Source organism: Streptomyces mutabilis (assembly GCF_014649815.1).
In the GTDB taxonomy this organism is placed as follows: Bacteria; Actinomycetota; Actinomycetes; order Streptomycetales; family Streptomycetaceae; genus Streptomyces; species Streptomyces mutabilis.
The window spans coordinates 26,777-50,266 of record NZ_BMTT01000002.1 but is presented as its reverse complement, the minus strand read 5'-3'; the positions used below and the strand labels follow the sequence as shown (position 1 = coordinate 50,266).

Below are 23,490 nucleotides of genomic sequence, written 5' to 3'. Positions count from 1 at the left end.
CGGTGACCGGTGCCGGATGCGGTGAGCTGGAGGGGACGGTTCGCGTGAGCGAGATACCAGCGAGGGCCACGGAGTCCGAGGGCCCGTCGGACGGCGCGCCGTTCGGTGACGCGGTGTGGCAGAGCAGCCCGCCCGGCTCCATCTACGACTACGTCAAGGTCGCGTCCTTCTCCATCGGCCCCGACGGTCTCGTCGACCAGTGGAGCCTGCGTGCCGAGCAACTGCTCGGCATCCGGGCCGAACAGGCCGTCGGCACCGACCCCATCGAAGCGTTCATCGACCCCGACCTGCGGGAACGGGGCCAGCGCAAGATGGCGGAGATCCTCGACGGCCGCGAGTGGACCGGCGTGGTCCCCTTCCGGGTGCCGGACGGCCGTGCCGGAGACGGCGGCCGACGCGGACGGCGCGGACTCGCCGAGGTGTACGTCATGCCGACGCGCGTCGAGGACGGGGAGAAGGCCGCCGTCTGCATCGTCGTCGACGTCCGGGTGCTGCGCAGCATCGAGACCGACCTCGCCGCCTCGCAGGCCATATTCGGCCAGTCTCCGTTCGGCTTCGTCCTGATCGATCCCGACCTCAGGGTGCGTCGCGCCAACGAGCGGTTCGCCTCCGTCTTCGGCGGCACCCCCGACGACCACCGCGGCAAGGGCGTCCACGACTACCTGCCGCGCGCCGAGGCCGACCGGGTCTCCGCGACCCTGCGCCGGGTGCTGGAGACCGGCGACTCCATCACCGACATGCACGTCACCGGCTTCACCCCGGGCACCGAGGAGCGTCGCCACTGGTCGGTCAACCTCTACCGCGTGCACAGCGGTTCCGGCCGCCCCATCGGCGTCGCCTGGCTCGGCACCGACATCACCGCCCGCCGCGAGGCCGCCCGCGAGGCCGCCGCCGCCCGGCGCAACCTCGCCCTCCTCAACGAGGCGGGCGCCCGCATCGGCAACTCCCTCGACCTGGAGACCACCGCCCGGGAACTCCTCGGCGTCGTCGTCCCCGGCTTCTGCGACCTGGCCACCGTCGACCTCTACCAGGGCCTGCTGGTGGGCGACGAGACCCCGCCCGGCCTCGCCGACGGCAGCGCCGAGCTGCGCCGCGTGGCCTTCTCCAGCGCCGTGTCCGACGCGCCGTTCCACGGTACCGGCGAGCGGGTCAAGCTCGGCGCCGTCCACCACTACCCGTTCAACTCGCCCTGCGCGGACGCCCTGCGCACCGCCCGGCCGCGCCTCGTCCCCGCCGAGGACGGCGGCCTCGTGCAGTCCACGCTCGCCGTGCCGATGGTCGCCCACGACACCGTCGTCGGACTCGCCCAGTTCGCCCGTACCAAGGGCAGCGAGCCCTTCGGCGACCGGGACCGCGACCTCGCCGTGGAACTCGCCGCCCGCGCCGCCGTCTGCATCGACAACGCCCGCCTCTACCGGCGCGAGCACGAGCGGGCGCTGATACTGCAGCGCTCCCTGCTCCCGCCCGGCGACCCCGAGGCGTCCGGCCTCGACATCGCCTGCCGCTACCTGCCCGGAAACGCGGCCACCGGCCGGCCCAGCGAGGTCGGCGGCGACTGGTTCGACGTCATCGAACTGCCCGGACACCGCACCGCGCTGGTCGTCGGCGACGTCATGGGCCGCGGCCTGCGCGCCGCCGTCGCCATGGGTGAACTGCGCACCGCCGTGCGCACCCTGGCCGGCCTCGACCTCGAACCGGCCGAAGTCCTATCCCAGTTGGACGAGATCGCCCGCGGCCTCGGCGCGCCCGGGGGCGTCCAGCAGGCCACCCGGGCGGCCCGCCGCCCCCGCGAGGCCGACCTCTCCGAGGTCTACCTCGCCACCTGCGTCTACGCCGTCTACGACTCGGTGACCAGGCGCTGCACCTTCGCCAACGCGGGGCACCTGCCGCCCGTGCTGGTCGAGCCCGGCGAGTCCGCGCTGATGCTGGACGTACCGCCGGGCCTGCCGCTCGGCGTGGGCGGGGAGCCGTTCGAGGAGGTGGAGGTCGAACTGCCCGAGGGCGCCCTGCTCGCCCTCTACACGGACGGCCTGGTCGAGAGCCGCGACCACCCCCTCGACGAGGGCCTCCAGGCGTTCGTCGGCGCGCTCACCGACCCCACGCGCCCCCTGGAGGACGTCTGCGACCAGGTCCTCAACACCCTCGACAGCCACCACGCCGAGGACGACATCGCCCTGCTGATGGCCCGCGTCCAGGGGCTGCCCAGCGAGTCCGTCGGCGACTGGACCCTGCCGCGTGAGCCGCGCAGCGTCGGCCGGGCCCGCGAGCTGGCCCGCGCCAAGCTGCTCCACTGGGGCATGGAACCGCTGGTCGACACGACGGAACTGCTCGTCAGCGAACTGGTCACCAACGCCCTGAGGTACGGCGAGGGCGAGATCAGGCTCCGTCTCCTCCTCGACCGCACCCTGGTCTGCGAGGTCTGGGACTCCGGCCTGGTGCAGCCCCGCCGGCGCCGTGCCCGCGACACCGACGAGGGCGGCCGCGGCCTGCAACTGGTCGGCCTGCTCAGCGCTGCCTGGGGATCGCGCCGTACGCCGCGCGGCAAGTCGGTGTGGTTCGAGCTGCCGCTGCCGGGCGGCGACACCCGCCTCACCGACCCGGCGGAGGCGTTGCTGAGCCTGTTCTGACCCGGCCCGGAGTCGTACGGGTCCGGGCCCGCCGGGTGCGGCGCACGCGGCTGCCCCCGGCCAGCAGCAGAGCCGCCCCGGCCGTGACCAGGGGCGGCAGCAGATCGGCGGAGATCACCGCCGCGCACCCCCGACCGCAACCGGAACACCGGTTCGAGTCGTCCTCGGCGGCAACACGTTCGAGCGTATGCGCGGAAACCGGCCATCGCGACCGGGGACGGCCACAGGGAGGGGACACCGTGGAGGACACGGAGCCGAGAAACACCGAACCGAAGACCGATCCGGCAGCCGCCGACGGCGACCAGCCCCTGAAGCAGCGGAAGAAGCGGCTCCGTCGCACACGCCGTATCGTCCTGGCCGCCTTCCTGGTCCTGCTCCTCCCCCTCCTCACTGCGGAGACGGCCCTCCGCGTCAACTACGTGGGCGACCCCGCCGACGGCACCCACACCAGGAACCGCGACGCGATGTGGCTCGGCCACGCCTGGGTCGACGGCCGCAAGGACGACGCGGACCTCACCGCCTTCGCCGCCCGTCTGAAGACCACCGGCATCCGCGACCTGTACGTCCACACCGGGCCGCTGGAACACGACGGCACCCTGCCGAAGGCCCGCTACCCCGAGGCCCGCTGGCTGATCGACGCCGTGCACCGCGAACTGCCCGGCGTCCGCGTCCAGGCCTTCCTCGGCGACGTCCTCGTCACGGAGGGCCCCGACGGCATGCACCTGGGAAGGGCCGACACCCGCGCCGCCGTCGTCGACTCGGCCCGCCAGGTGCTCGACGCCGGTTACGACGGCGTCCACCTCGACCTGGAGCCCCTGCACTCCGGCGACCGCGACTACCTCTCCCTCCTGGACGACCTGCGCGCCGTCACCCGCGCCCAGGGCGCGCGGCTGTCGGTGGCCGCCCACCAGATCGACCCGCTGCCCGCCCTGCACACCGTCTTCGGCGTCTTCACCGAGAACCCCAAGTGGTGGTCGCAGGAGTTCTTCGGCCAGGTCGCCCGCCGCGTCGACCAGATCGCCGTGATGACGTACGACACCGCGCAGCCGCTGGAGGGCACCTACGGCGGCTACGTCGCCCAGCAGACCTCCCTCGCCCTGGAGGTCACCCCGCCCACCACCCACCTGTTGATGGGCCTGCCCTTCTACTACGAGAGCAACTTCGACCACTGGGGCCACGCCGAGACCGTCGAAGCCGCCGTCCGCGGCGTCCGCCTCGGCCTGTCCCGGACGGATGCCGACCGGAAGCTCTTCGGTGTCGCCCCGTACATCGACTTCGCGGCGACGGAGACGAACTGGAAGGAGTACCGCGAGGGCTGGGTCCGCTAGGACCGACGCCGGATCTTCGACCCCAGCCACACCAGCGGGTCGTACTTGCGGTCCACGGCCCGTTCCTTCAGTGGGATCAGCGCGTTGTCCGTGATCTTGATGCCCTCGGGGCAGACCTCCGTGCAGCACTTGGTGATGTTGCAGTAGCCGAGGCCGTGCTCGTCCTGGGCCGTGCGACCGCGGTCCAGGCCGGTGTCCTCGGCCGCGTCGAGCGGGTGCATGTCCAGTTCGGCTACGCGCATCAGAAACCGCGGACCCGCGAAGGCCGGCTTGTTCTCCTCGTGATCACGGACGACATGGCAGGTGTCCTGACACAGGAAGCACTCGATGCACTTGCGGAACTCCTGCGAGCGGTCGACGTCCTCCTGCGTCATCCGGTACTCGCCCGGCCCCAGGTCGGCGGGCGGCACGAACGCCGGGACCTCGCGCGCCTTGGTGTAGTTGAAGCCGACGTCCGTGACCAGGTCGCGGACGACCGGGAAGGCCCGCAGGGGCGTGACGGTGATCGTCTCCTCGCGGGTGAAGACGGACATGCGGGTCATGCACAGCAGCCGCGGACGCCCGTTGATCTCCGCCGAGCACGAACCGCACTTGCCCGCCTTGCAGTTCCAGCGCACGGCGAGATCCGGCGCCTGGGTGGCCTGGAGTCGATGGATGATGTCGAGGACCACCTCGCCGTCGTTCACCTCGACGCGGAAGTCCTCCAGACCGCCGCCCTCCACGTCACCCCGCCACACCTCGAAGCGGGCCTCGTAGCCGCTCATTCGGACAGCTCCTCTTCGGCGAGGTACTTGACCAGCTCCTCCTTCTCGAAGAGGGCGAGCAGGTCGGGACGGACGGGCTCGGAACGTTCACGGGTGAGCGCGATCTGGCCGCGCACCGGGTCGGTGGCCGCCAGACCCCCGGTCGGGTCGGTGAGGGCGCACAGCAGGTTGACGTTGCGCCAGGCGCGGTCCATCGCCGCGTGGTCCTCGCGGGTGTGCCCGCCGCGCGACTCGGTGCGCTCCAGCGCGGCCCGCGCCACGCACTCGCTGACCAGCAGCATGTTGCGCAGGTCCAGGGCGAGGTGCCAGCCGGGGTTGAACTGCCGGTGCCCCTCCACCCCGGCCCGGCGGGCCCGTACCCGCAGCTCCGCCAGCTTCTCCAGGGCCTGCTTCATCTCCGCCTCGCGGCGGATGATGCCGACCAGGTCGTTCATGGTCTGCTGGAGTTCCTGGTGGAGGGCGTACGGGTTCTCCGGCGGCCCGTCACCGGGCTCCCCGGCCTCCGCCTCCGCCGAGAACGGGCGCAGCGCCTCCGCCGCGGCGGCGTCGACCTGGGCGTCCGTCACGTGGGGGCAAGCTCCCTCGCTCCGCTCCGCCGCGTACTCGGCGGCGTACCGGCCCGCCCGGCGCCCGAAGACCAGCAGGTCGGAGAGGGAATTGCCGCCCAGCCGGTTGGAGCCGTGCATGCCGCCGGCCACCTCACCGGCCGCGAACAGGCCCGGCACCCCGCGCGCGGCGGCCGTGTCGGAGTCGACCGCGATGCCGCCCATCACGTAGTGGCAGGTGGGCCCGACCTCCATCGGCTCGGCCGTGATGTCGACGTCGGCCAGCTCCTTGAACTGGTGGTACATGGACGGCAGCCGGCGTCTGATCACCTCGGCGGGCATCCGGGTCGAGACGTCCAGGAAGACCCCGCCGTGCGGGGAGCCCCGACCCTCCTTCACCTCGGCGTTGATCGCGCGGGCGACCTCGTCGCGGGGCAGGAGCTCCGGTGGGCGTCGGTTGCGGTCCGGGTCGTCGTACCAGCGGTCGGCCTCCTCCTCCGTCACCGCGTACTTGTCCTTGAAGACGTCGGGGACGTAGTCGAACATGAACCGCTTGCCTTCGGAGTTCCTGAGCACCCCGCCGTCGCCGCGCACCGACTCCGTGACGAGGATGCCCTTCACCGACGGCGGCCAGACCATGCCCGTCGGGTGAAACTGCACGAACTCCATGTTCAGCAGCGGTGCCCCGGCCAGCAGCGCCAGCGCGTGGCCGTCCCCGGTGTACTCCCACGAGTTCGAGGTCACCTTGAAGGACTTGCCGATGCCGCCGGTGGCGATCACCACCGAGGGCGCCTCCAGCACGAAGAAGCGGCCGGTCTCCCGCTCGTAGCCGAAGACGCCGGAGACCTGCCCGCCCTCCTTGAGCACCCGGGTGACCGTGCACTCCTGGAGGACCCTCAGACGGGACTCGTGGTCACCGGTCTCCCGGAAGTCCTCCTGCTGGAGCGAGACGACCTTCTGCTGGAGGGTGCGGATCAGTTCCAGGCCCGTACGGTCGCCGACGTGGGCGAGGCGCGGGTACTCGTGGCCGCCGAAGTTGCGCTGCGAGATCCGGCCGTCCTCCGTACGGTCGAACAGCGCGCCCCAGGTCTCCAGCTCCCACACCCGCTGCGGGGCTTCCTGGGCGTGCAACTCGGCCATCCGCCACTGGTTGAGGAACTTGCCGCCGCGCATGGTGTCGCGGAAGTGGACCTGCCAGTTGTCGCCGGGGTTCGCGTTGCCCATGGCGGCCGCGATGCCGCCCTCGGCCATCACGGTGTGCGCCTTGCCGAACAGCGACTTGCAGATCACGGCCGTACGGGCGCCCCGCTCGCGGGCCTCGACGGCGGCGCGCAGCCCGGCGCCGCCCGCGCCCACCACGACGACGTCCCATTCCTGCCGGTCGACCACGGACATCAGAAGGCCTCACTCATCGGGACTCGTCAGAAGAAGCGCGGATCGTCGAAGGCACCGGATGCGACCAGGTACACGTAGAAGTCGGCGAGGGCCACGCTCAGCAGCGACGCCCAGGCGAGCTGCATGTGCCGGGCGTTGAGCTTGCCGACCAGCTGCCACATCCGGTAACGCACGGGGTGCCGGGAGAAGTGCTTGAGCTTGCCGCCGACGATGTGCCGGCAGGAGTGGCAGGAGAGGGTGTACGCCCAGATCAGCACGATGTTGGCGAGGAACACCAGGGTGCCGAGCCCCATGTGGCCCCACGCGTAGTGCTCGTCGCGGAACGCGAGCACGGTGTCGTAGGTGAGGACCAGCGCGACCAGGAGGGCCGCGTAGAAGAAGTACCGGTGGACGTTCTGCAGGATCAGCGGGAAGCGGGTCTCGCCGGTGTACTTCTTGTGCGGCTCGGCCACCGCGCAGGCCGGCGGGGACGCCCAGAAGCCCCGGTAGTAGGCCTTGCGGTAGTAGTAGCAGGTCAGGCGGAAGCCGAGGGGGAAGATCAGGATGACGATCGCGGGGGAGATGCCCCACCAGCTGCCGAAGATCTCCCAGTTGGGCCCCGCGCGCATCGGCTCGCAGTTCTCCGCCAGGCAGGGCGAGTAGAAGGGCGAGACGTAGGGAGCCGCGTAGTAGTCCGCGTTGGCGAAGGCCCGCCAGGTCGAGTAGACGACGAAGGCCAGCAGGCCGGCGGCGGTGGCGGCCGGTGCCAGCCACCAGCGGTCGGTGCGCAGGTGCGGGGCGCGGATGGCGGCGCGCGTCGGGGTGTGGACGCCGCCGCCCGGGGGACGGGGGTCGGTGGCTGGGGGTTCCGTACCAGTGGCCACTGGGCGACTCCGGTCGGTCGGGTCGGATTCAGGGGGCGCGGCGGTCGCGGGCGCCGAGGCCCTCGTCGTCCGAATCCGTCCACAGCGAGCCGTCGTACGGCGTGTCGGGAATCGTGACGAGGTCCGCACGCTTGGGCGCGTCCGGTGCTGCGGCCGCCGCCCGCAGCAGCGCGACGCTCTCGCGCAGGTGGTCGGCGTCGGTGCGGACCCGGCGGACCTCCAGGCCGCCGCTGCCCAGCCGCTGTTCCAGCCGGGTCACCGACCGGGACAGGTCGTCGAGACTGCGTTGGATCGATGACAGGTCGTCGTGCACGGACATGACGTGACCTCGCTTCCGCCGGACGCGGCACGGGCCGGCCCTGGTGGTGACGTTCATGCGCCTGCGAGTGTCGCGCGTCACACCTGTCGCTGGGAAGGGACGTGCAGCGATTGGCCGGGGCGCGTCGGTGCATCGAGGGTGGTGCTGCGCCGCATGGGTGAGCTTACGCACCGTCACCGCCGTGTCTCCCGGCGTGGCCGAACCGTTTCCTCTTCAGTGGCCGCATCCCCGTCCGGGATACAAATGATCAACTCCAAATACCGCATATCGCGTATACCGCACATCCCAGGTCATCCAGGCACGGCCATCCAGTGCTCACCATGCTCGCGGCCTTCCGGAGGTAGCAGAGATGTCCCACGTCCGCGTCGGACCGCGCGCGGTCATGCGCTCGGTCGCCTTCCTCACCGCGGGCGTGCTCGCGGTCCCCGCGCTGGCCGGCTGCACCTCCGAGGACCCGGCGGGCAAGCCGCTCGCCGAACAGGACGTCGCCGCCGCGGCCCGCGCCCGGATCACCGACGGCGGCACTCTGCGCTGGGCGGTGGACTCCGTACCGGACACGCTGAACGCCTTCCAGTCCGACGCCGACGCCACCACCACCCGCGTCGCGCAGGCCGTGCTGCCCTCGATGTACCGGATGGACGAGACCGGCCGCCCGCGGCGCAACCCCGACTACCTGGAATCGGCGAAGGTCGTGGACACCGAGCCCAAGCAGGTCGTGGTCTACAAGCTCAACCAGCAAGCGGTCTGGAGCGACGGCCGGGAGATCGGCGCCGCCGACTTCGCCGCCCAGTGGCGTGCCCTGTCCGGCAAGGACACCGCCTACTGGACCGCCCGCAACGCCGGCTACGACCGCATCGAGAAAATCGAGCGCGGGGCGAGCGACCTCGAGGTCAGGGTCACCTTCGGGCGTCCCTACGCCGACTGGAAGTCGCTGTTCACGCCGCTGTACCCGAAGGAGGTCATGGGCACCCCGGACGCCTTCAACGACGGCGCCCGGCGGACGCTCAAGGTCACCGCAGGCCCCTTCGCCGTCGAGAAGGTCGACACCGAGGCCGACGAGCTGGTCCTCACCGGCAATCCGCGCTGGTGGGGAGAGCCTGCCAAGCTGGACAAGATCGTTCTGCGCTCCGTGCCGCGTGACGAGCGGGTCTCCGAGCTGATCGCCGGAGAACTCGACCTGGCCGAGATCGACCCGGACACCGCCGAGCAGGTCGCCGAGGCGGCCGGCCCCCGGGACGCCGGCACCGGCACCCCCCTCATGGGCCCGGACGGCACCCCGGCCCCGGGCTCGGGCGGCTCCGCGCTCCCGGGCCCGCGGGGCAGGTCCGCCGCCGAGGCGCTGCGCTCCTGGGCGGTCGCCAACGGCTCCGACGAGGAAGCCGCCGAGGAGGAGACCCTCGCCCGTGAGAAGCGGCGCAAGGCCCAGGCCAAGCAGGAGCGCCGGCGCAAGGCCCTGAGCGGCTTCGAGGTCCGCAAGTCACTGGAGCCCGCCTACACCCAGCTCGCCCTCAACGGCGCCGACGGCCCGCTCGCCGACGAACGCGTCCGCCGCGCCGTGGCCCGCGCCCTGGACCGGGAGAAGCTGGCCGAGGCGGTGCTGAAGCCGCTGGGCCTGCCCGCCGAGCCGGTGGGCAGCCACCTCGCGCTCTCCGGCCAGGCCGTCTACGCCGACGGCAGCGGAGCCCTCGGCGACCAGGACGCCAAGGAGGCCCGCGCGCTCCTCGCGGACGCCGGGTGGGTGCCCGGCGGGCCGGTGAAGAAGACCGAGGACGGCGAGGAGGCGGCCGGCGCGGAGAAGTCCGAGGACGACGAGGACGGGAAGGAGTCCGACGGCGGCGACGACGGGACGTACATCGTCGGCGAGGACGACAAGAACGCGGACGGGGAGGACGAGAGGGACGAGAAGGGGGAGGACGGCGCCGACGGCACCGAGCAGGCAAGCGGCGAGAAGCACGGCAGCGGCAAGAACACCGCGCAGGGCGGGGCGCCCGGCGCCTACGCCCCCAAGGGCACCGCGGCCCCGGTCGGTGCCGCGGCGGCCCCCGTCGCCAAGGACGGCAAGGCGCTCACCCTCCGCTTCGTGCTCCCCTCCGGCCCCGGCTCCCAGGCCCTGCGCACCGTGGCCGACCGGATCTCGGACATGCTGGAGAAGATCGGCATCGGCACCGAGATCACCAAGGTCCCGGACGAGAGCTACTTCAAGGACCACGTCGCCTCAGGCGAGTACGACCTGGCGCTCTACTCCTGGCCCGCCTCCGCCTTCCCCGCCACCGACGCCCGCCCCATCTACGCCAAGCCCGTCCCGGCCGCCGACGGCTCCCTGAACGTCGCGCAGAACTACACCCGGGTCGGCACCGACCAGGTCGACCAGCTCTTCGACCAGGCCATGGGCACGCTGGACCAGGACAAGGCCCGCGACCTGCTGCGCAAGGCCGACTCGCGGATCTGGGCGGCGGCCGGCTCCATCCCCCTCTACCAGCGCCCCCAGCTCGTGGCGGCCCGCGAGAACCTCGCCAACGCCGGCGCCTTCGGTTTCGAGACCCCGGTCTACGAGGACATGGGCTTCCTGAAGAAGGGCGCGCGGGGCGCCGAGGCCCCGGCGAGCCCGTCGTCGTGACGGGGCGTCCCCGTCCGGTGCGCCCCCGCCCCGGCAAGCCGCAGCCCCCGGGGCCCCGTACCATGGGGTGAGGCCGTGGCATGTACCGCCCGGCAGGCCCGCGTGACACGGACGTGCGCGAGGCCGACCTCACACCTCCGGGAGTACGCCTCACTATGGCCACGCGCCACGACATCCGCAACGTCGCCATCGTCGCCCACGTCGACCACGGCAAGACCACCATCGTCGACGGAATGCTCAAGCAGGCCGGTGCCTTCGCCGCGCACCAGCTCGACTCCGTCGACGACCGCATGATGGACTCGAACGACCTGGAGCGTGAGAAGGGCATCACGATCCTCGCCAAGAACACCGCGGTGAAGTACCACCCGAAGGACGGCGGGGACCCGATCACGATCAACATCATCGACACCCCCGGCCACGCCGACTTCGGCGGCGAGGTCGAGCGCGGTCTGTCGATGGTCGACGGCGTCGTGCTCCTCGTGGACGCCTCCGAGGGCCCGCTGCCGCAGACCCGCTTCGTGCTGCGCAAGGCGCTCCACCAGCGTCTGCCGATCATCCTGTGCATCAACAAGACGGACCGTCCCGACGCCCGGATCGACGAGGTCGTCAACGAGACCTACGACCTCTTCCTCGACCTGGACGCCGACGAGGAGCAGATCGAGTTCCCGATCGTCTACGCCTGCGGGCGGGACGGCGTCGCCTCCCTCACCAAGCCCGACGACGGCACGGTCCCCGCGGACTCCACCAACCTGGAGCCGTTCTTCTCCACCATCCTGGAGCACATCCCGGCGCCGACCTACGACGAGGACGCCCCGCTCCAGGCGCACGTCACCAACCTCGACGCCGACAACTTCCTCGGCCGCATCGCCCTGCTGCGCGTGCACCAGGGCGAGCTGAAGAAGGGCCAGACGGTCGCCTGGATGAAGCGCGACGGCTCGGTGAGCAACGTGCGCATCTCCGAGCTGATGATGACCGAGGCGCTCACCCGCAAGCCCGCCGAGAAGGCCGGCCCCGGTGACATCTGCGCGGTCGCCGGTATCCCGGACATCATGATCGGCGAGACCCTCGCCGACCAGGAGAACCCGGTCCCGCTGCCGCTGATCACGGTGGACGAGCCCGCGATCTCCATGGTGATCGGCACCAACACCTCCCCGCTGGTCGGCCGCGGTGCCACCGGCAAGGGCGCGGACAACAAGGCGGCCGTCAAGGACCGCAAGGTGACCGCCCGTCAGGTCAAGGACCGCCTGGACCGCGAGCTGATCGGCAACGTCTCGCTCCGCGTCCTGGACACCGACCGGCCGGACGCCTGGGAGGTGCAGGGCCGCGGTGAGCTGGCGCTGGCCATCCTGGTCGAGCAGATGCGCCGCGAGGGCTTCGAGCTGACCATCGGTAAGCCGCAGGTCGTCACCAAGGAGATCGACGGCAAGGTCCACGAGCCCGTCGAGCGCATGACGATCGACGTGCCCGAGGAGCACATGGGCGCGGTCACGCAGCTGATGGGCGTGCGCAAGGGCCGGATGGACAACATGTCCAACCACGGCTCGGGCTGGGTGCGCATGGAGTTCGTGGTGCCGTCCCGCGGCCTGATCGGATTCCGGACGGAGTTCCTGACCCAGACCCGCGGCACCGGCATCGCCCACTCCATCCACGAGGGCCACGAGCCGTGGTTCGGCACGCTGCAGACGCGCAACAACGGCTCGCTGGTCGCCGACCGCTCCGGTGCCGTCACCGCCTTCGCGATGACGAACCTTCAGGAGCGCGGCGTGCTCTTCACGGAGCCCGGCACCGAGGTGTACGAGGGGATGATCGTCGGCGAGAACTCCCGCGCCGACGACATGGACGTCAACATCACCAAGGAGAAGAAGCTCACCAACATGCGGTCCTCCACGGCCGATGTGACCGAGTCGATCGTCCCGCCGCGCAAGCTGTCGCTGGAGCAGTCGCTGGAGTTCTGCCGCGACGACGAGTGCGTCGAGGTGACCCCGGAGGCCGTGCGCATCCGCAAGGTGAACCTGGACGCCCGTGAGCGCGCCCGCGCCGCGAGCCGCGCGAAGCACGGCTGACCGGACGCCGGACACGGCTGACACCCCGCCCCGCAACGGCGCCGGGCACCACGCGAACCGCGTGGTGCCCGGCGCCGTTCCACGTTGGCCCCCGGCACGGGCACGTCGGTCCCTGGCACGGGCGCCACGTCCCTTACGGGCAACTTCTAGGGAAAACCCTCGATTCGGCGGCGAAGCGCCGTCGACCGGCCGGAACGGCACTAACCTCCGCGGAAGCATTCCGCCCGGCCCGCCGGCGTGTGCGCCGAGCGCAGGACAGTCCTGCACGGGACTCTGCACTGCGGACGCGTTACGCGCAATCACTTTTCGTCACTATGGCGTCCGTTATCCGGACGGTGACCACCGCCAGATGTGTAACAAGTCCGTTTCGCAGCGATCTCTCACCAAACCCTTTGTCCGGATTTTGAAAGATCTAGCCTCTATCTGTGATCGAACCGAGACCTCGAGGGTGTGGTTCGTTCCCCCGCGGATGGCAGATAGTTAGGCGCGTAGAGCTCGGATGAACGGGTCACGCGCTGATGGCGAAGACTCGCGAGCGCGGGGGCACCAGACCAATTCAGGCACCGAAAGGTGGCCGGGATGTGTCGTGTGCTCCTCTTTGCGGTGAACCAGCGGATTCATGAGGAGGAACCCATGCGAGGTGCCACAAGCGCCATATGGGTCGCATCGTCCCCGATGGCGGCTGTAGGCCCCGCGGGTGCGTCCTGTGCCGTCACGGTGGTTGCGGTAGCGACGCGACGTCGCGAACTCCCTTGACGACCAGGTCCGTCGGTCGGTAGGCCCCGACCGCGAGCCCAGGGTTCCCCAGGGGTGGTGACGCCCCTCCGTCGTTGTTCCCCTCGCGCGCTGCGAATGACGTACGCCGTGCGAAGGCCGTCGGACCGCAGCGCGCCCCCGACGACCTCCAACCTGTGAAACGGACGAATCATGACGAGTCCAATCGAGCTTGAGGGTGCTGAAGCCTCTTCCGCCTTGGACATGGAGAGCGCGCCCAAGGGTGACGCCGACAAGCCGAAGGAGCCGGTGGGGCAGAAGCCCGGGCAGTTGATGTGGGCGCGCTTCAAGCGCGACCGGGCCGGTGTGATCTCCGCATGCGTCGTCCTGTTCTTCCTCGTGATCTCCGCGGCGGCGCCGCTGGTCTCGAAGGTCTACGGCAAGGACCCGTACACGCTCTACGGGCAGGAGCGGCCCGAGCTGCTCGACATGTTCACCATGCCGGCGGCGCCCTTCGGCGGCATCGACGGGGAGTTCTGGTTCGGCATCGAACCGGGCCTGGGCCGCGACGTGTTCACGCAGCTGCTCTACGGCATGCGCAACTCGATCGCCACCGCGCTGGCCGCGACCCTCATCATGACGATCCTGGGTGTGCTGATCGGCCTCACCGGCGGCTACTTCGGCGGGAAGGTCGACTACTGGCTCGGCCGGGTGACCGACTTCTTCATGGCGCTGCCCAGCCAGCTGTTCTTCGTCGCCGCGATGCCCGTCATCACCACGGTCTTCGTCGCCCCCGACAAGGAGACGCCCACCTACGTGCGGGCCTGTGCCATCATCATCGTCCTGTCCTTCCTGGGCTGGATGAGCATGGCCCGCATCGTCCGCGGCGCCACCCTTTCCCTGCGCGACCGGGAGTTCGTGGAAGCGGCGCGCATCTCCGGGGCCTCGCCCTGGCGCATCATCCGCAAGGAACTGCTGCCCAACATCGTCACCCCCACGCTGGTACAGGCGACGCTGACGCTGCCGAGCACCATTCTGAGCATCGCCTTCCTCTCCTTCGTGGGCGTCGGCTACGTCGAGCCCACGCCGGACTGGGGACGGATGTTCGCCATCGGTGCCGGCATCGTCGAGCAGGACCCCTACTACATGCTCTTCCCCGGAGTGGCCATGGTGGTCTTCATGGTGGCCTTCAACCTCCTCGGCGACTCGGTGCGGGACGCCTTCGATCCCAAGTCGAGCCGCTGATCCCCCAGGGGAATCCCCCCACACCCCGCCCCGGCCGGTTCGGCGCCGCTCAGCCCGGCCCCGGCCAAGTACCAGCAGTGTTCACTACTCACAGGCAGGTGGATTCGTCCCTATGAGCATCTTCCGTAACCGCACCGCCACGGCCGCGATAGTCGCGGTCGCGGCCGGCGCACTGACTCTCACCGCCTGCGGTGGTGGCGGCAGCGACAACTCCTCCCAGGACAAGAGCAAGACCAAGGAGGACGCCAAGTCGCAGTCGAAGCCGGTCCAGATCGGTGACGCCCAGGCGTCGACCGGTCCGGCCCCCGAGGTCCCGGGCGCCAAGCCGGGCGGCGTCGCCACGGTCTACCAGGAGGCGGACTTCTCCCACCTGGACCCGGGCCAGATCTACGTCTCGGACGGCAAGCTGCTCAGCCGCCTCATCTTCCGCGGCCTGACCCAGTACTCCGAGGACGACCAGGGCAACCTGACCGTCGTGGGCGACCTCGCCACCGACGCGGGCAAGACCTCGGACGGCGGCAAGACCTGGACGTACACCCTCAAGGACAACCTGAAGGACGAGAACGGCAACCCGATCAACGCTGCGGACATCCGCAACACGGTCGAGCGCCTGTACTCGGACTACATCACCGACGGCCCGACGTACCTGCAGCAGTGGCTGTCCGGCGCCGGCACCACCTACCGCGACGCGTACGAGGGCCCGGACAAGGGCAAGCACCTGCCCGACTCCGTCCTCGAGACGCCGGACGACAAGACGGTCGTCTTCCACTTCAAGGAAGCACGCCCCGACCTGCCGCAGATGCTGACCATGCCCGGCTACAGCATCGTCCCGGAGGAGACGGACACCAAGGCGAAGTACGACTCCGACCCGGTCGCCGTCGGCCCGTACAAGATCTCCGACTTCAAGCCCGGCAAGTCCATGACGCTGGTCAAGAACGACCAGTGGGACCCGAAGTCCGACTCCGTGCGTCACCAGTACGTCGACGGGTTCAACATCTCGATGAACCACGACGACGAGGACCAGACCAAGACCCTCCTCGCCGACCAGGGCGAAGCCAAGAACGCCATGATGTTCACGGGCCAGGTCGCCACCACCCAGCTGCAGCAGGTGGTGAGCAACAAGGAGGCGATGAAGCGCACCATCCAGGGTTACGCGCCCTACGTGTGGCAGCTGAACTTCAACATGGACCGCATCAAGGACAAGAAGCTCCGCGATGCCATCACCCTGGCGCTGCCCTCCGACTCGGTCTACAAGGCCGACGGTGGTGCGTACGGCGGTGAGGTCGCCAACTCGCTGATGTCGCCCACCACTCCGGGTTACGACGACACGTTCGACCCCTTCGAGCGCCGCAAGAAGCCCAACGGTGACATCGAGGCCGCCAAGAAGCTGATCAAGGAGGGTGGCTTCGAGGGCAAGAGCCTCGTCTACGCCTACGCGAACACGCCGACCCGCCAGAAGCAGGCCGTTCTGATCACCGACGCGCTGGAGAAGATCGGTCTGGACATCCAGAAGAAGGAGATCGACCAGGCCACCTGGTACGAGCAGGTCGGCAAGGTCAAGAACGGCCTCGACCTGTACATGACCGGCTGGGGCCAGGACTGGCCGTCCGCCTCCACGGTCATCCCGCCGTCCTACGACGGCACGCAGATCCAGGACGGCGCGTCGAACTACTCGCACATCAACGACGCCCACGTGAACTCCGAGGTCAAGCGGATCGAGGCGATCACCGACACGACCGAGGCCACCAAGGCCTGGTCCGAGCTGTCCAAGTACATCTCGGAGAAGGTCAACCCGGCCGCGCCGATCTACTACACCAAGGTCTTCCAGATCTTCGGTTCGAACATCGGCGGCATCCGCTACAGCTCCGACTCGAGCTACGTGGACGTCACCCGGATCTTCCTGAAGAAGTAATCCGCCAGGTCGGAGAACCGGTGGTGGGCGCGCGGCGGAGCGCCCACCACCGGGCCCGTACCCCTCCCAGACCTCCCACCCGACTGCCGCCGTCCTGAGAGCAGCTGTCTGCCATGCTTCAATTCCTCATTCGCCGGACGTTCGGCGCGGCGCTGATCCTCCTGCTGATCAGTGCGTTCACGTTCTTCATGTTCTTCGCGATCCCGCAGGACCCGGCCATGCTGGCCTGTGGCAAGAACTGCACTCCGGACGCGCTGGCGATCATCCACAAGAACCTGGGCCTCGACAAGCCGGTCACCGTCCAGTACTGGGACTTCATGGTCGGCATCTTCGCCGGCCGCGACTTCGCCGTCGGACACTGCCCCGCCCCCTGCTTCGGTGTCTCCTTCGCCAACGACCAGAACGTCTGGGACACGATCCTCGACCGCTTCCCGCTGACCATCTCGCTGACCGTGGGCAGCCTGGTCGTCTTCCTCATCCTCGGTCTCGGCGCCGGCATGCTGGCGGCCAAGAACCGCGGTACCTGGATCGACAAGGTGTTCAGCTCGGGGTCGCTGGTCGTCAGCTCCCTGCAGATCTACTTCCTCGGCCCGCTCGTGCTGCTGGCGTTCGTGTACAGCACCGGCTGGCTGGACAAACCGAAGTACGTGCCCTTCTCGGAGGACCTCGGCGGCTGGTTCATGGGTCTGTTGATCCCCTGGATCGTCATGGCGACCATCTTCACCGCCAACTACACCCGGATGAGCCGCTCGTCGATGATCGAGCAGCTACAGGAAGAGCATGTGAGAGCGGCCCGCGCCAAGGGCATGTCGGGCAACTACACCTTCTTCCGCTACGCCTGGCGCGGTTCCCTCATCCCCATCGTCACCATCCTCGGCATCGACCTGTCGGCGCTCATGGGCGGTGGCATGGTCACGGAGATGACGTTCGGTCTGGCCGGGGTCGGCCGGCTCGCGCTGGACTCCGTGACCAACAAGGACCTGCCGATGCTGATGGGCGTCATGCTCGTCAGTGCCGCGCTCATCATCGTCTTCAACCTGATCGTGGACGCCCTGTACGCCGTCATCGACCCGCGCGTGCGCCTGTCCTAGGAGAACCACCGTGACCACTCAGACCAAGCCCGAAGAGGCCGCTGCCGCCGCCGCGGGGGACGCCTTCCTCTCGGTGCGCGACCTCAAGGTCCACTTCTCCACCGAGGGCGGCGTCGTCAAGGCGGTGGACGGGCTCTCCTTCGACCTCGAGCGTGGCAAGACCCTCGGCATCGTGGGCGAGTCCGGCTCCGGCAAGTCGGTGACCAACCTGGCCGTCCTCGGCCTGCACGACCGCCGGAAGACCGCCATCGACGGGTCGATCACGCTGGACGGCCAGGAACTGACCGACGCCGGTGAGAAGCAGCTGGAGACGCTGCGCGGCAAGAAGATGGCGATGATCTTCCAGGACGCGCTGACCGCGCTGTCGCCGTACTACACGGTCGGTCGGCAGATCGGCGAGCCGTTCATGAAGCACACCGGCGCCTCCAAGAAGGACGCCCGGGTGCGCGCCATCGACCTGCTGGAGAAGGTCGGCATCCCGCACCCGCAGAAGCGGGTCGACGACTACCCGCACCAGTTCTCCGGCGGTATGCGGCAGCGCGCCATGATCGCCATGGCGCTCGCCTGCGACCCGGACCTGCTCATCGCCGACGAGCCGACCACGGCACTCGACGTGACGGTGCAGGCGCAGATCCTCGACCTGCTCAAGGACCTGCAGCAGGAGTTCGGCTCCGCCATCATCATGATCACCCACGACCTCGGCGTGGTCGCCAACATGGCCGACGACATCCTCGTGATGTACGCGGGCCGGGCCGTGGAGCGCGGGACGGTGCGCGAGGTGCTCAAGTCGCCTCAGCACCCGTACACCTGGGGCCTGCTGGGCTCGATGCCGAGGCTCTCCTCCGACGTGGACGAGCCGCTGCTGCCCATTCCCGGGTCGCCGCCCTCGCTGCTCAACCCGCCCTCGGGTTGCGCGTTCCACCCGCGGTGCGCCTTCACCGACAAGGTTTCCGGGGACCGTTGCTCCGGTGAGCGGCCGACGCTCGCCGCCGGGCGGGCCGCGGCCTGTCACCTGACGGGGGAACAGCGGCAGCAGGCGTTCATCGAGAAGATTCAGCCCCGGCTGGGCTGAGCGGAAACCGGCGACTGGGGCATCACCATGAGCGACAACAGCAAGACGACCACGGCGGTGGCCGACCCGATCCCGCAGCAGCGGGACGGCGACGGCGGACCGCTCCTCAGGGTCAGCGGCCTGACGAAGCACTTCCCGATCAAGGGCGGCTTCCCGATCAAGCGCACCGTGGGACACGTCAAGGCCGTCGACGGCCTCGACTTCGAGGTCTACCCGGGGGAGAGCCTCGGCCTGGTCGGCGAGTCCGGCTGCGGCAAGTCGACGACCGGCCGGCTGCTGACCCGGCTGTACGAGCCCACCCAGGGCACCATCCAGTACAAGGGCCAGGACATCAGCCGGGCCAGCCGCAGACAGCTGGCGCCGATCAGGTCCGAGATCCAGATGATCTTCCAGGACCCGTACGCGTCGCTGAACCCGCGGCAGACGGTCGGCACGATCATCTCGGGCCCGATGGAGATCAACGGGATCAACCCGCCCGGCGGCCGTGAGAAGCGCGTCCGGGAGCTCCTGGAGATCGTCGGTCTCAACCCGGAGCACTACAACCGCTTCCCGCACGAGTTCTCCGGCGGTCAGCGCCAGCGCATCGGTGTCGCGCGCGCGGTCGCCCTGGAGCCGAAACTGATCGTCGCCGACGAGCCGGTCTCGGCCCTGGACGTGTCGATCCAGGCCCAGGTGGTGAACCTGCTGCAGGAGGTGCAGCGGGAGATGGGGATCGCGTTCGTCTTCATCGCCCACGACCTGGCGATCGTGCGCCACTTCTCGCAGCGCGTCGCGGTGATGTACCTCGGCAAGATCGTGGAGATCGCGGACCGCGAGTCGATCTACACCCGGCCCCGGCACCCGTACACGCACGCGCTGCTGTCCGCGGTGCCGGAAGCCGACATCGACGGCGACAAGAGGGAGCGCATCCGCCTGGAGGGCGACGTCCCCTCGCCGATCGCCCCGCCGTCCGGCTGCCGGTTCCGTACCCGGTGCTGGAAGGCGCAGGACAAGTGCGCGACGGAGGAGCCGCCGCTGGTCCGCATCGAAGGCAGCAGGACGGGCCACCTGACCGCCTGCCACTTCCCGGAGGAGCCCACCACCGCGGCCCGGGCCGAGGACGTGGTGATGGACCCGGGGCTGAAGGCACTGGAGGACGGCGGCGACGCGGAGGTCGCCAAGGGCTGAGCCGGCCACCGGCACGGCACCCCGGAACCGGGGCGGGAGCACGGGCTCCCGCCCCGGTTCCCGTGTGTCCGGTGGCCCCCCGTCCGGACCAGCCCCGTACCCGTACGGACCGGACGAACGGGCGTTTTCGTGCCCGCCCCCTGATGCTGGCCGGTAATGGATCAGCGGATGAGCCGGCGGCCGAGCCGGTGGCAGAGCCGGACGGGTCAGGGCACGAGGAGGCACCCCATGCGCGGAGTCGGGCACGCCAAATGGGCCGCTTGCGCGGCGGCGGCAGTCCTCGCGGCGACGGCCTGCGGGGGCGGGGGCGGCGGCGGAGACGCCGGCGCGGTGCTCAGCTCCTCCTGGGGCGACCCGCAGAACCCGCTGGAGCCGGCCAACACCAACGAGGTGCAGGGCGGCAAGGTCCTCGACATGATCTTCCGGGGGCTGAAGAAGTACGACCCGAAGACCGGCGAGGCGAAGGACATGCTCGCCGAGAAGATCGAGACCTCCGACTCGCAGAACTTCACCGTCACCGTCAAGGACGGCTGGACCTTCTCCAACGGCGAGAAGGTCACCGCCCAGTCCTTCGTGGACGCCTGGAACTACGGCGCCGGCCTGAAGAACAACCAGCGCAACGCGTACTTCTTCGCGTACATCGACGGCTACGACAAGGTGCACCCCGAGAGCGGCGAGCAGAGCGCCGACACGCTCTCCGGGCTGAAGGTCACCGGGCCGCTCACCTTCACCGTCAAGCTCAGCCAGAAGTTCTCGACCTTCCCCGACACCCTCGGCTACCCGGCCTTCGCACCGCTGCCCCGGGCCTTCTTCGACGACCACGACGCCTGGCTGAAGAAGCCCATCGGCAACGGCCCGTACATGGTGGACAACTACACCCGCGGCTCCCGGATGTCCCTGCGCAAGTGGGAGCAGTACCCCGGCCCGGACAAGGCACAGAACGGCGGCGTCGACCTCAAGGTGTACACCGACAACAACACCGCCTACACCGACCTGATGGCCGGCAACCTCGACCTCGTCGACGACGTCCCCGCCGCCCAGCTCAAGAACGTGAAGAGCGACCTCGGCGACCGGTACATCAACACCCCGGCCGGCATCATCCAGACGCTCGCCTTCCCGTTCTACGACAACGACTGGAGCAAGCCCGGCTCCGAGAAGGTCCGCAAGGGCCTGTCCATGGCGATCGACCGCAAGCAGATCACCGACACGATCTTCCAGCAGACCCGCACTCCGGCCACCGACTGGACCTCGCCCGTCCTCGGCGAGGACGGCGGCTACAAGGCCGGGCTGTGCGGCGAGGCCTGCGAGTACAAGCCCGACGAGGCCAAGCAGCTGATCAAGGACGGCGGCGGCCTCCCCGGCGGCCAGGTCAAGATCACTTACAACGCCGACACCGGCTCCCACAAGCAGTGGGTGGACGCGGTCTGCAACTCCATCAACAACGCCCTGGACAACGACCGCGCCTGCGTCGGCAACCCGGTCGGCACCTTCGCCGACTTCCGCAACCAGATCACCGACCGCAAGATGAGCGGCCCCTTCCGCGCCGGCTGGCAGATGGACTACCCCCTCATCCAGAACTTCCTCCAGCCGCTCTACTACACCAACGCCTCCTCCAACGACGGCAAGTGGTCCAACGAGAAGTTCGACGACCTCGTCGACCGGGCCAACGCCGAGACGGACACCGCCAAGGCCATCGGCCTCTTCCAGCAGGCCGAGGAGGTCCTGCGGGACGAGATGGGCGCCATCCCGCTCTGGTACCAGAACGGCAGCGCCGGCTACTCGGACCGGCTGTCGAACGTGGAACTCAATCCGTTCAGCGTCCCGGTCTACAACGAGATCAAGGTCGGCTGAGGGGCGCCATGGGACGCTACGTCGTCCAGCGGCTGCTCCAGATGATCCCGGTCTTCATCGGGGCCACGCTGCTGATCTTCCTGATGGTCAACGTGATGGGCGACCCCGTCGCGGGACTCTGCGGCGACCGCGAGTGCGATCCGGCGACGGCCGCGCGGCTGCGGCACGAGTTCGGCCTCGACCAGCCCGTGTGGCAGCAGTACGCCACCTACATGGGCAACCTCTTCACCGGCGACTTCGGCACCGCCTTCAACGGCCAGCCGGTCACCGAGCTGATGGGCACGGCCTTCCCGGTCACCATCCGGCTGACCGTCGTGGCGATCCTCTTCGAGATCGTGGTCGGCATCATCCTCGGCGTCGTCACCGGCCTGCGCCGCGGCCGTCCGGTCGACACCGGGGTCCTGCTGCTGACCCTCGTCGTCATCTCCGTCCCCACCTTCGTCACCGGTCTGCTCCTCCAGCTCCTCCTCGGCGTCAAGTGGGGTTGGATCGACCCGGCCGTCTCCTCCGAGGCGCCCTTCGGCGAGCTGATCGTCCCCGGCCTGGTCCTCGCCTCGGTATCCCTGGCGTACGTCACCCGCCTGACCCGCACCTCCATCGCGGAGAACCGGCGTTCCGACTACGTCCGCACCGCCATCGCCAAGGGCCTGCCCCGCCGCCGGGTCATCACCCGGCACCTGCTGCGCAACTCCCTCATCCCCGTCGTCACCTTCATCGGCACCGACATCGGCGCCCTGATGGGCGGCGCCATCGTCACCGAGCGGATCTTCAACATCCACGGCGTCGGCTACCAGCTCTACCAGGGCATCCTCCGCCAGAACACGCAGACGGTGGTCGGCTTCGTCACCGTCCTGGTCCTGGTCTTCCTCGTCGCCAACCTCCTCGTCGACCTCCTGTACGCCGTACTCGACCCGAGGATCCGCTATGCCTGACCAGCAGCAGCCCTACGAGCCCGAGCGCGCCGTCGCCGGCACCGGCATGGGCGGGCAGATGGACCTGGGCGCGAGCGAGGCCATCACCCTGGAGAAGGCTCCGGAGAGCCCCGACGGCACCGGCCCCCAGGACAGGCCCCGCAGCCTCTGGTCCGACGCCTGGCACGACCTGCGCCGCAATCCCGTCTTCATCATCTCGGCCCTGGTGATCCTCTTCCTGATCGTCATCTCCGTCTGGCCGTCCCTGATCGCCTCCGGCAGTCCCCTCAAGTGCGACCTGGCCAAGGCGCAGGAGGGGTCCCAGGCCGGTCACCCCTTCGGCTTCAACGGCCAGGGCTGCGACGTCTACACCCGCACGGTCCACGGCGCCCGCACGTCGGTGGCGGTCGGTGTCCTCGCCACGCTCGGTGTCGCGGTCCTCGGGAGCGTGCTCGGCGGGCTGGCAGGGTTCTTCGGCGGCACGGGCGACGCGATCCTGTCCCGGATCACGGACGTCTTCTTCGCGATCCCGGTTGTCCTCGGCGGCCTGGTCCTGCTCTCCGTCATCACCAGCAACACCGTCTGGCCGGTCATCGGGTTCATCGTGCTGCTCGGCTGGCCGCAGATCTCCCGCATCGCCCGCGGCTCCGTCATCACCGCCAAGCAGAACGACTACGTCCAGGCCGCGCGGGCGCTCGGCGCCTCCAACTCCCGGCTCCTGCTGAGGCACATCGCGCCCAACGCCGTCGCCCCCGTCATCGTCGTCGCCACCATCGCGCTCGGCACCTACATCTCCCTGGAGGCGACCCTGTCCTTCCTCGGCGTCGGCCTCAAGCCGCCCAGCGTCTCCTGGGGCATCGACATCTCCGCCGCGGCCCCCTACGTACGCAACGCCCCGCACGCCCTGCTCTGGCCCTCCGGAGCCCTCGCCGTCACCGTCCTCGCGTTCATCATGCTCGGCGACGCGGTGCGCGACGCCCTCGACCCGAAGCTGAGGTGAGCCGCC

At 69.7% G+C, this 23,490-nt stretch carries 16 protein-coding genes; 12 read left to right on the top strand and 4 right to left on the bottom strand.

The window, feature by feature from the left end:
* Positions 1-44 precede the first annotated feature (44 nt).
* Entirely contained in the window at positions 45-2,627 is a 2,583-nt protein-coding gene (locus IE142_RS04360) for a SpoIIE family protein phosphatase (protein WP_191884484.1), read from the top strand.
* Between the two features lie 239 nt (positions 2,628-2,866).
* Complete coding sequence (locus IE142_RS04355; RefSeq protein WP_229830155.1) at positions 2,867-3,955, top strand: glycoside hydrolase family 18 protein; 1,089 nt, start codon at positions 2,867-2,869, stop codon at positions 3,953-3,955.
* Here IE142_RS04355 and IE142_RS04350 read toward each other — a convergent pair.
* Genes IE142_RS04350 through IE142_RS04335 form a run of 4 tightly spaced genes read right to left on the bottom strand, consistent with a single transcriptional unit; the run spans position 3,952 to position 7,841 of the window.
* Positions 3,952-4,719 (bottom strand): succinate dehydrogenase/fumarate reductase iron-sulfur subunit, encoded by a 768-nt coding sequence (locus tag IE142_RS04350; RefSeq protein WP_191884483.1) that lies wholly within the window; start codon positions 4,717-4,719, stop codon positions 3,952-3,954. The genes IE142_RS04355 and IE142_RS04350 overlap by 4 nt on opposite strands.
* Positions 4,716-6,659: a fumarate reductase/succinate dehydrogenase flavoprotein subunit gene (locus tag IE142_RS04345; RefSeq protein ID WP_191884482.1), complete on the bottom strand. Its 1,944-nt coding sequence runs from the start codon at positions 6,657-6,659 to the stop codon at positions 4,716-4,718. The genes IE142_RS04350 and IE142_RS04345 overlap by 4 nt, the downstream gene beginning before the upstream one ends.
* A 26-nt stretch (positions 6,660-6,685) precedes the next feature.
* Entirely contained in the window at positions 6,686-7,522 is an 837-nt protein-coding gene (gene sdhC, locus IE142_RS04340; protein WP_191884481.1) for a succinate dehydrogenase subunit SdhC, read from the bottom strand.
* Between the two features lie 28 nt (positions 7,523-7,550).
* Positions 7,551-7,841 carry an Rv0250c family protein gene (locus tag IE142_RS04335; protein WP_191884480.1) on the bottom strand — a complete coding sequence of 97 codons (291 nt, stop codon included), beginning with the start codon at positions 7,839-7,841 and terminating at the stop codon, positions 7,551-7,553.
* 349 nt (positions 7,842-8,190) lie between these two features.
* Between IE142_RS04335 and IE142_RS04330 the strand changes: the two genes are divergently transcribed.
* The 10 genes from IE142_RS04330 to IE142_RS04285 all read left to right on the top strand — a co-directional run bounded on the left by IE142_RS04330 (position 8,191) and on the right by IE142_RS04285 (position 23,484).
* Positions 8,191-10,458 carry an ABC transporter substrate-binding protein gene (locus IE142_RS04330; RefSeq protein ID WP_191884479.1) on the top strand — a complete coding sequence of 756 codons (2,268 nt, stop codon included), beginning with the start codon at positions 8,191-8,193 and terminating at the stop codon, positions 10,456-10,458.
* Between the two features lie 155 nt (positions 10,459-10,613).
* The gene (typA, locus tag IE142_RS04325; RefSeq protein WP_043380341.1) at positions 10,614-12,521 is read left to right on the top strand and encodes a translational GTPase TypA; all 1,908 of its coding nucleotides are present in this window, start codon (positions 10,614-10,616) and stop codon (positions 12,519-12,521) included.
* 927 nt (positions 12,522-13,448) lie between these two features.
* Positions 13,449-14,480, top strand: coding sequence for an ABC transporter permease (locus IE142_RS04320; RefSeq protein ID WP_191884478.1), 1,032 nt, complete (start codon positions 13,449-13,451; stop codon positions 14,478-14,480).
* A 112-nt stretch (positions 14,481-14,592) separates the two neighbouring features.
* Positions 14,593-16,392, top strand: coding sequence for an ABC transporter substrate-binding protein (locus IE142_RS04315; protein ID WP_191884477.1), 1,800 nt, complete (start codon positions 14,593-14,595; stop codon positions 16,390-16,392).
* 113 nt (positions 16,393-16,505) lie between these two features.
* Positions 16,506-17,483, top strand: coding sequence for an ABC transporter permease (locus IE142_RS04310; protein ID WP_191884476.1), 978 nt, complete (start codon positions 16,506-16,508; stop codon positions 17,481-17,483).
* A gap of 10 nt (positions 17,484-17,493) precedes the next feature.
* Positions 17,494-18,555, top strand: coding sequence for an ABC transporter ATP-binding protein (locus IE142_RS04305; protein ID WP_191884475.1), 1,062 nt, complete (start codon positions 17,494-17,496; stop codon positions 18,553-18,555).
* A gap of 27 nt (positions 18,556-18,582) precedes the next feature.
* Complete coding sequence (locus IE142_RS04300; RefSeq protein ID WP_191884474.1) at positions 18,583-19,722, top strand: ABC transporter ATP-binding protein; 1,140 nt, start codon at positions 18,583-18,585, stop codon at positions 19,720-19,722.
* 228 nt (positions 19,723-19,950) lie between these two features.
* Entirely contained in the window at positions 19,951-21,573 is a 1,623-nt protein-coding gene (locus IE142_RS04295) for a peptide ABC transporter substrate-binding protein (protein WP_191884473.1), read from the top strand.
* 8 nt (positions 21,574-21,581) lie between these two features.
* Positions 21,582-22,505 carry an ABC transporter permease gene (locus IE142_RS04290; protein WP_191884472.1) on the top strand — a complete coding sequence of 308 codons (924 nt, stop codon included), beginning with the start codon at positions 21,582-21,584 and terminating at the stop codon, positions 22,503-22,505.
* Entirely contained in the window at positions 22,498-23,484 is a 987-nt protein-coding gene (locus tag IE142_RS04285; RefSeq protein WP_043380319.1) for an ABC transporter permease, read from the top strand. Before IE142_RS04290 ends, IE142_RS04285 begins: the two co-directional genes overlap by 8 nt.
* The last annotated feature ends 6 nt before the right edge of the window (positions 23,485-23,490 follow it).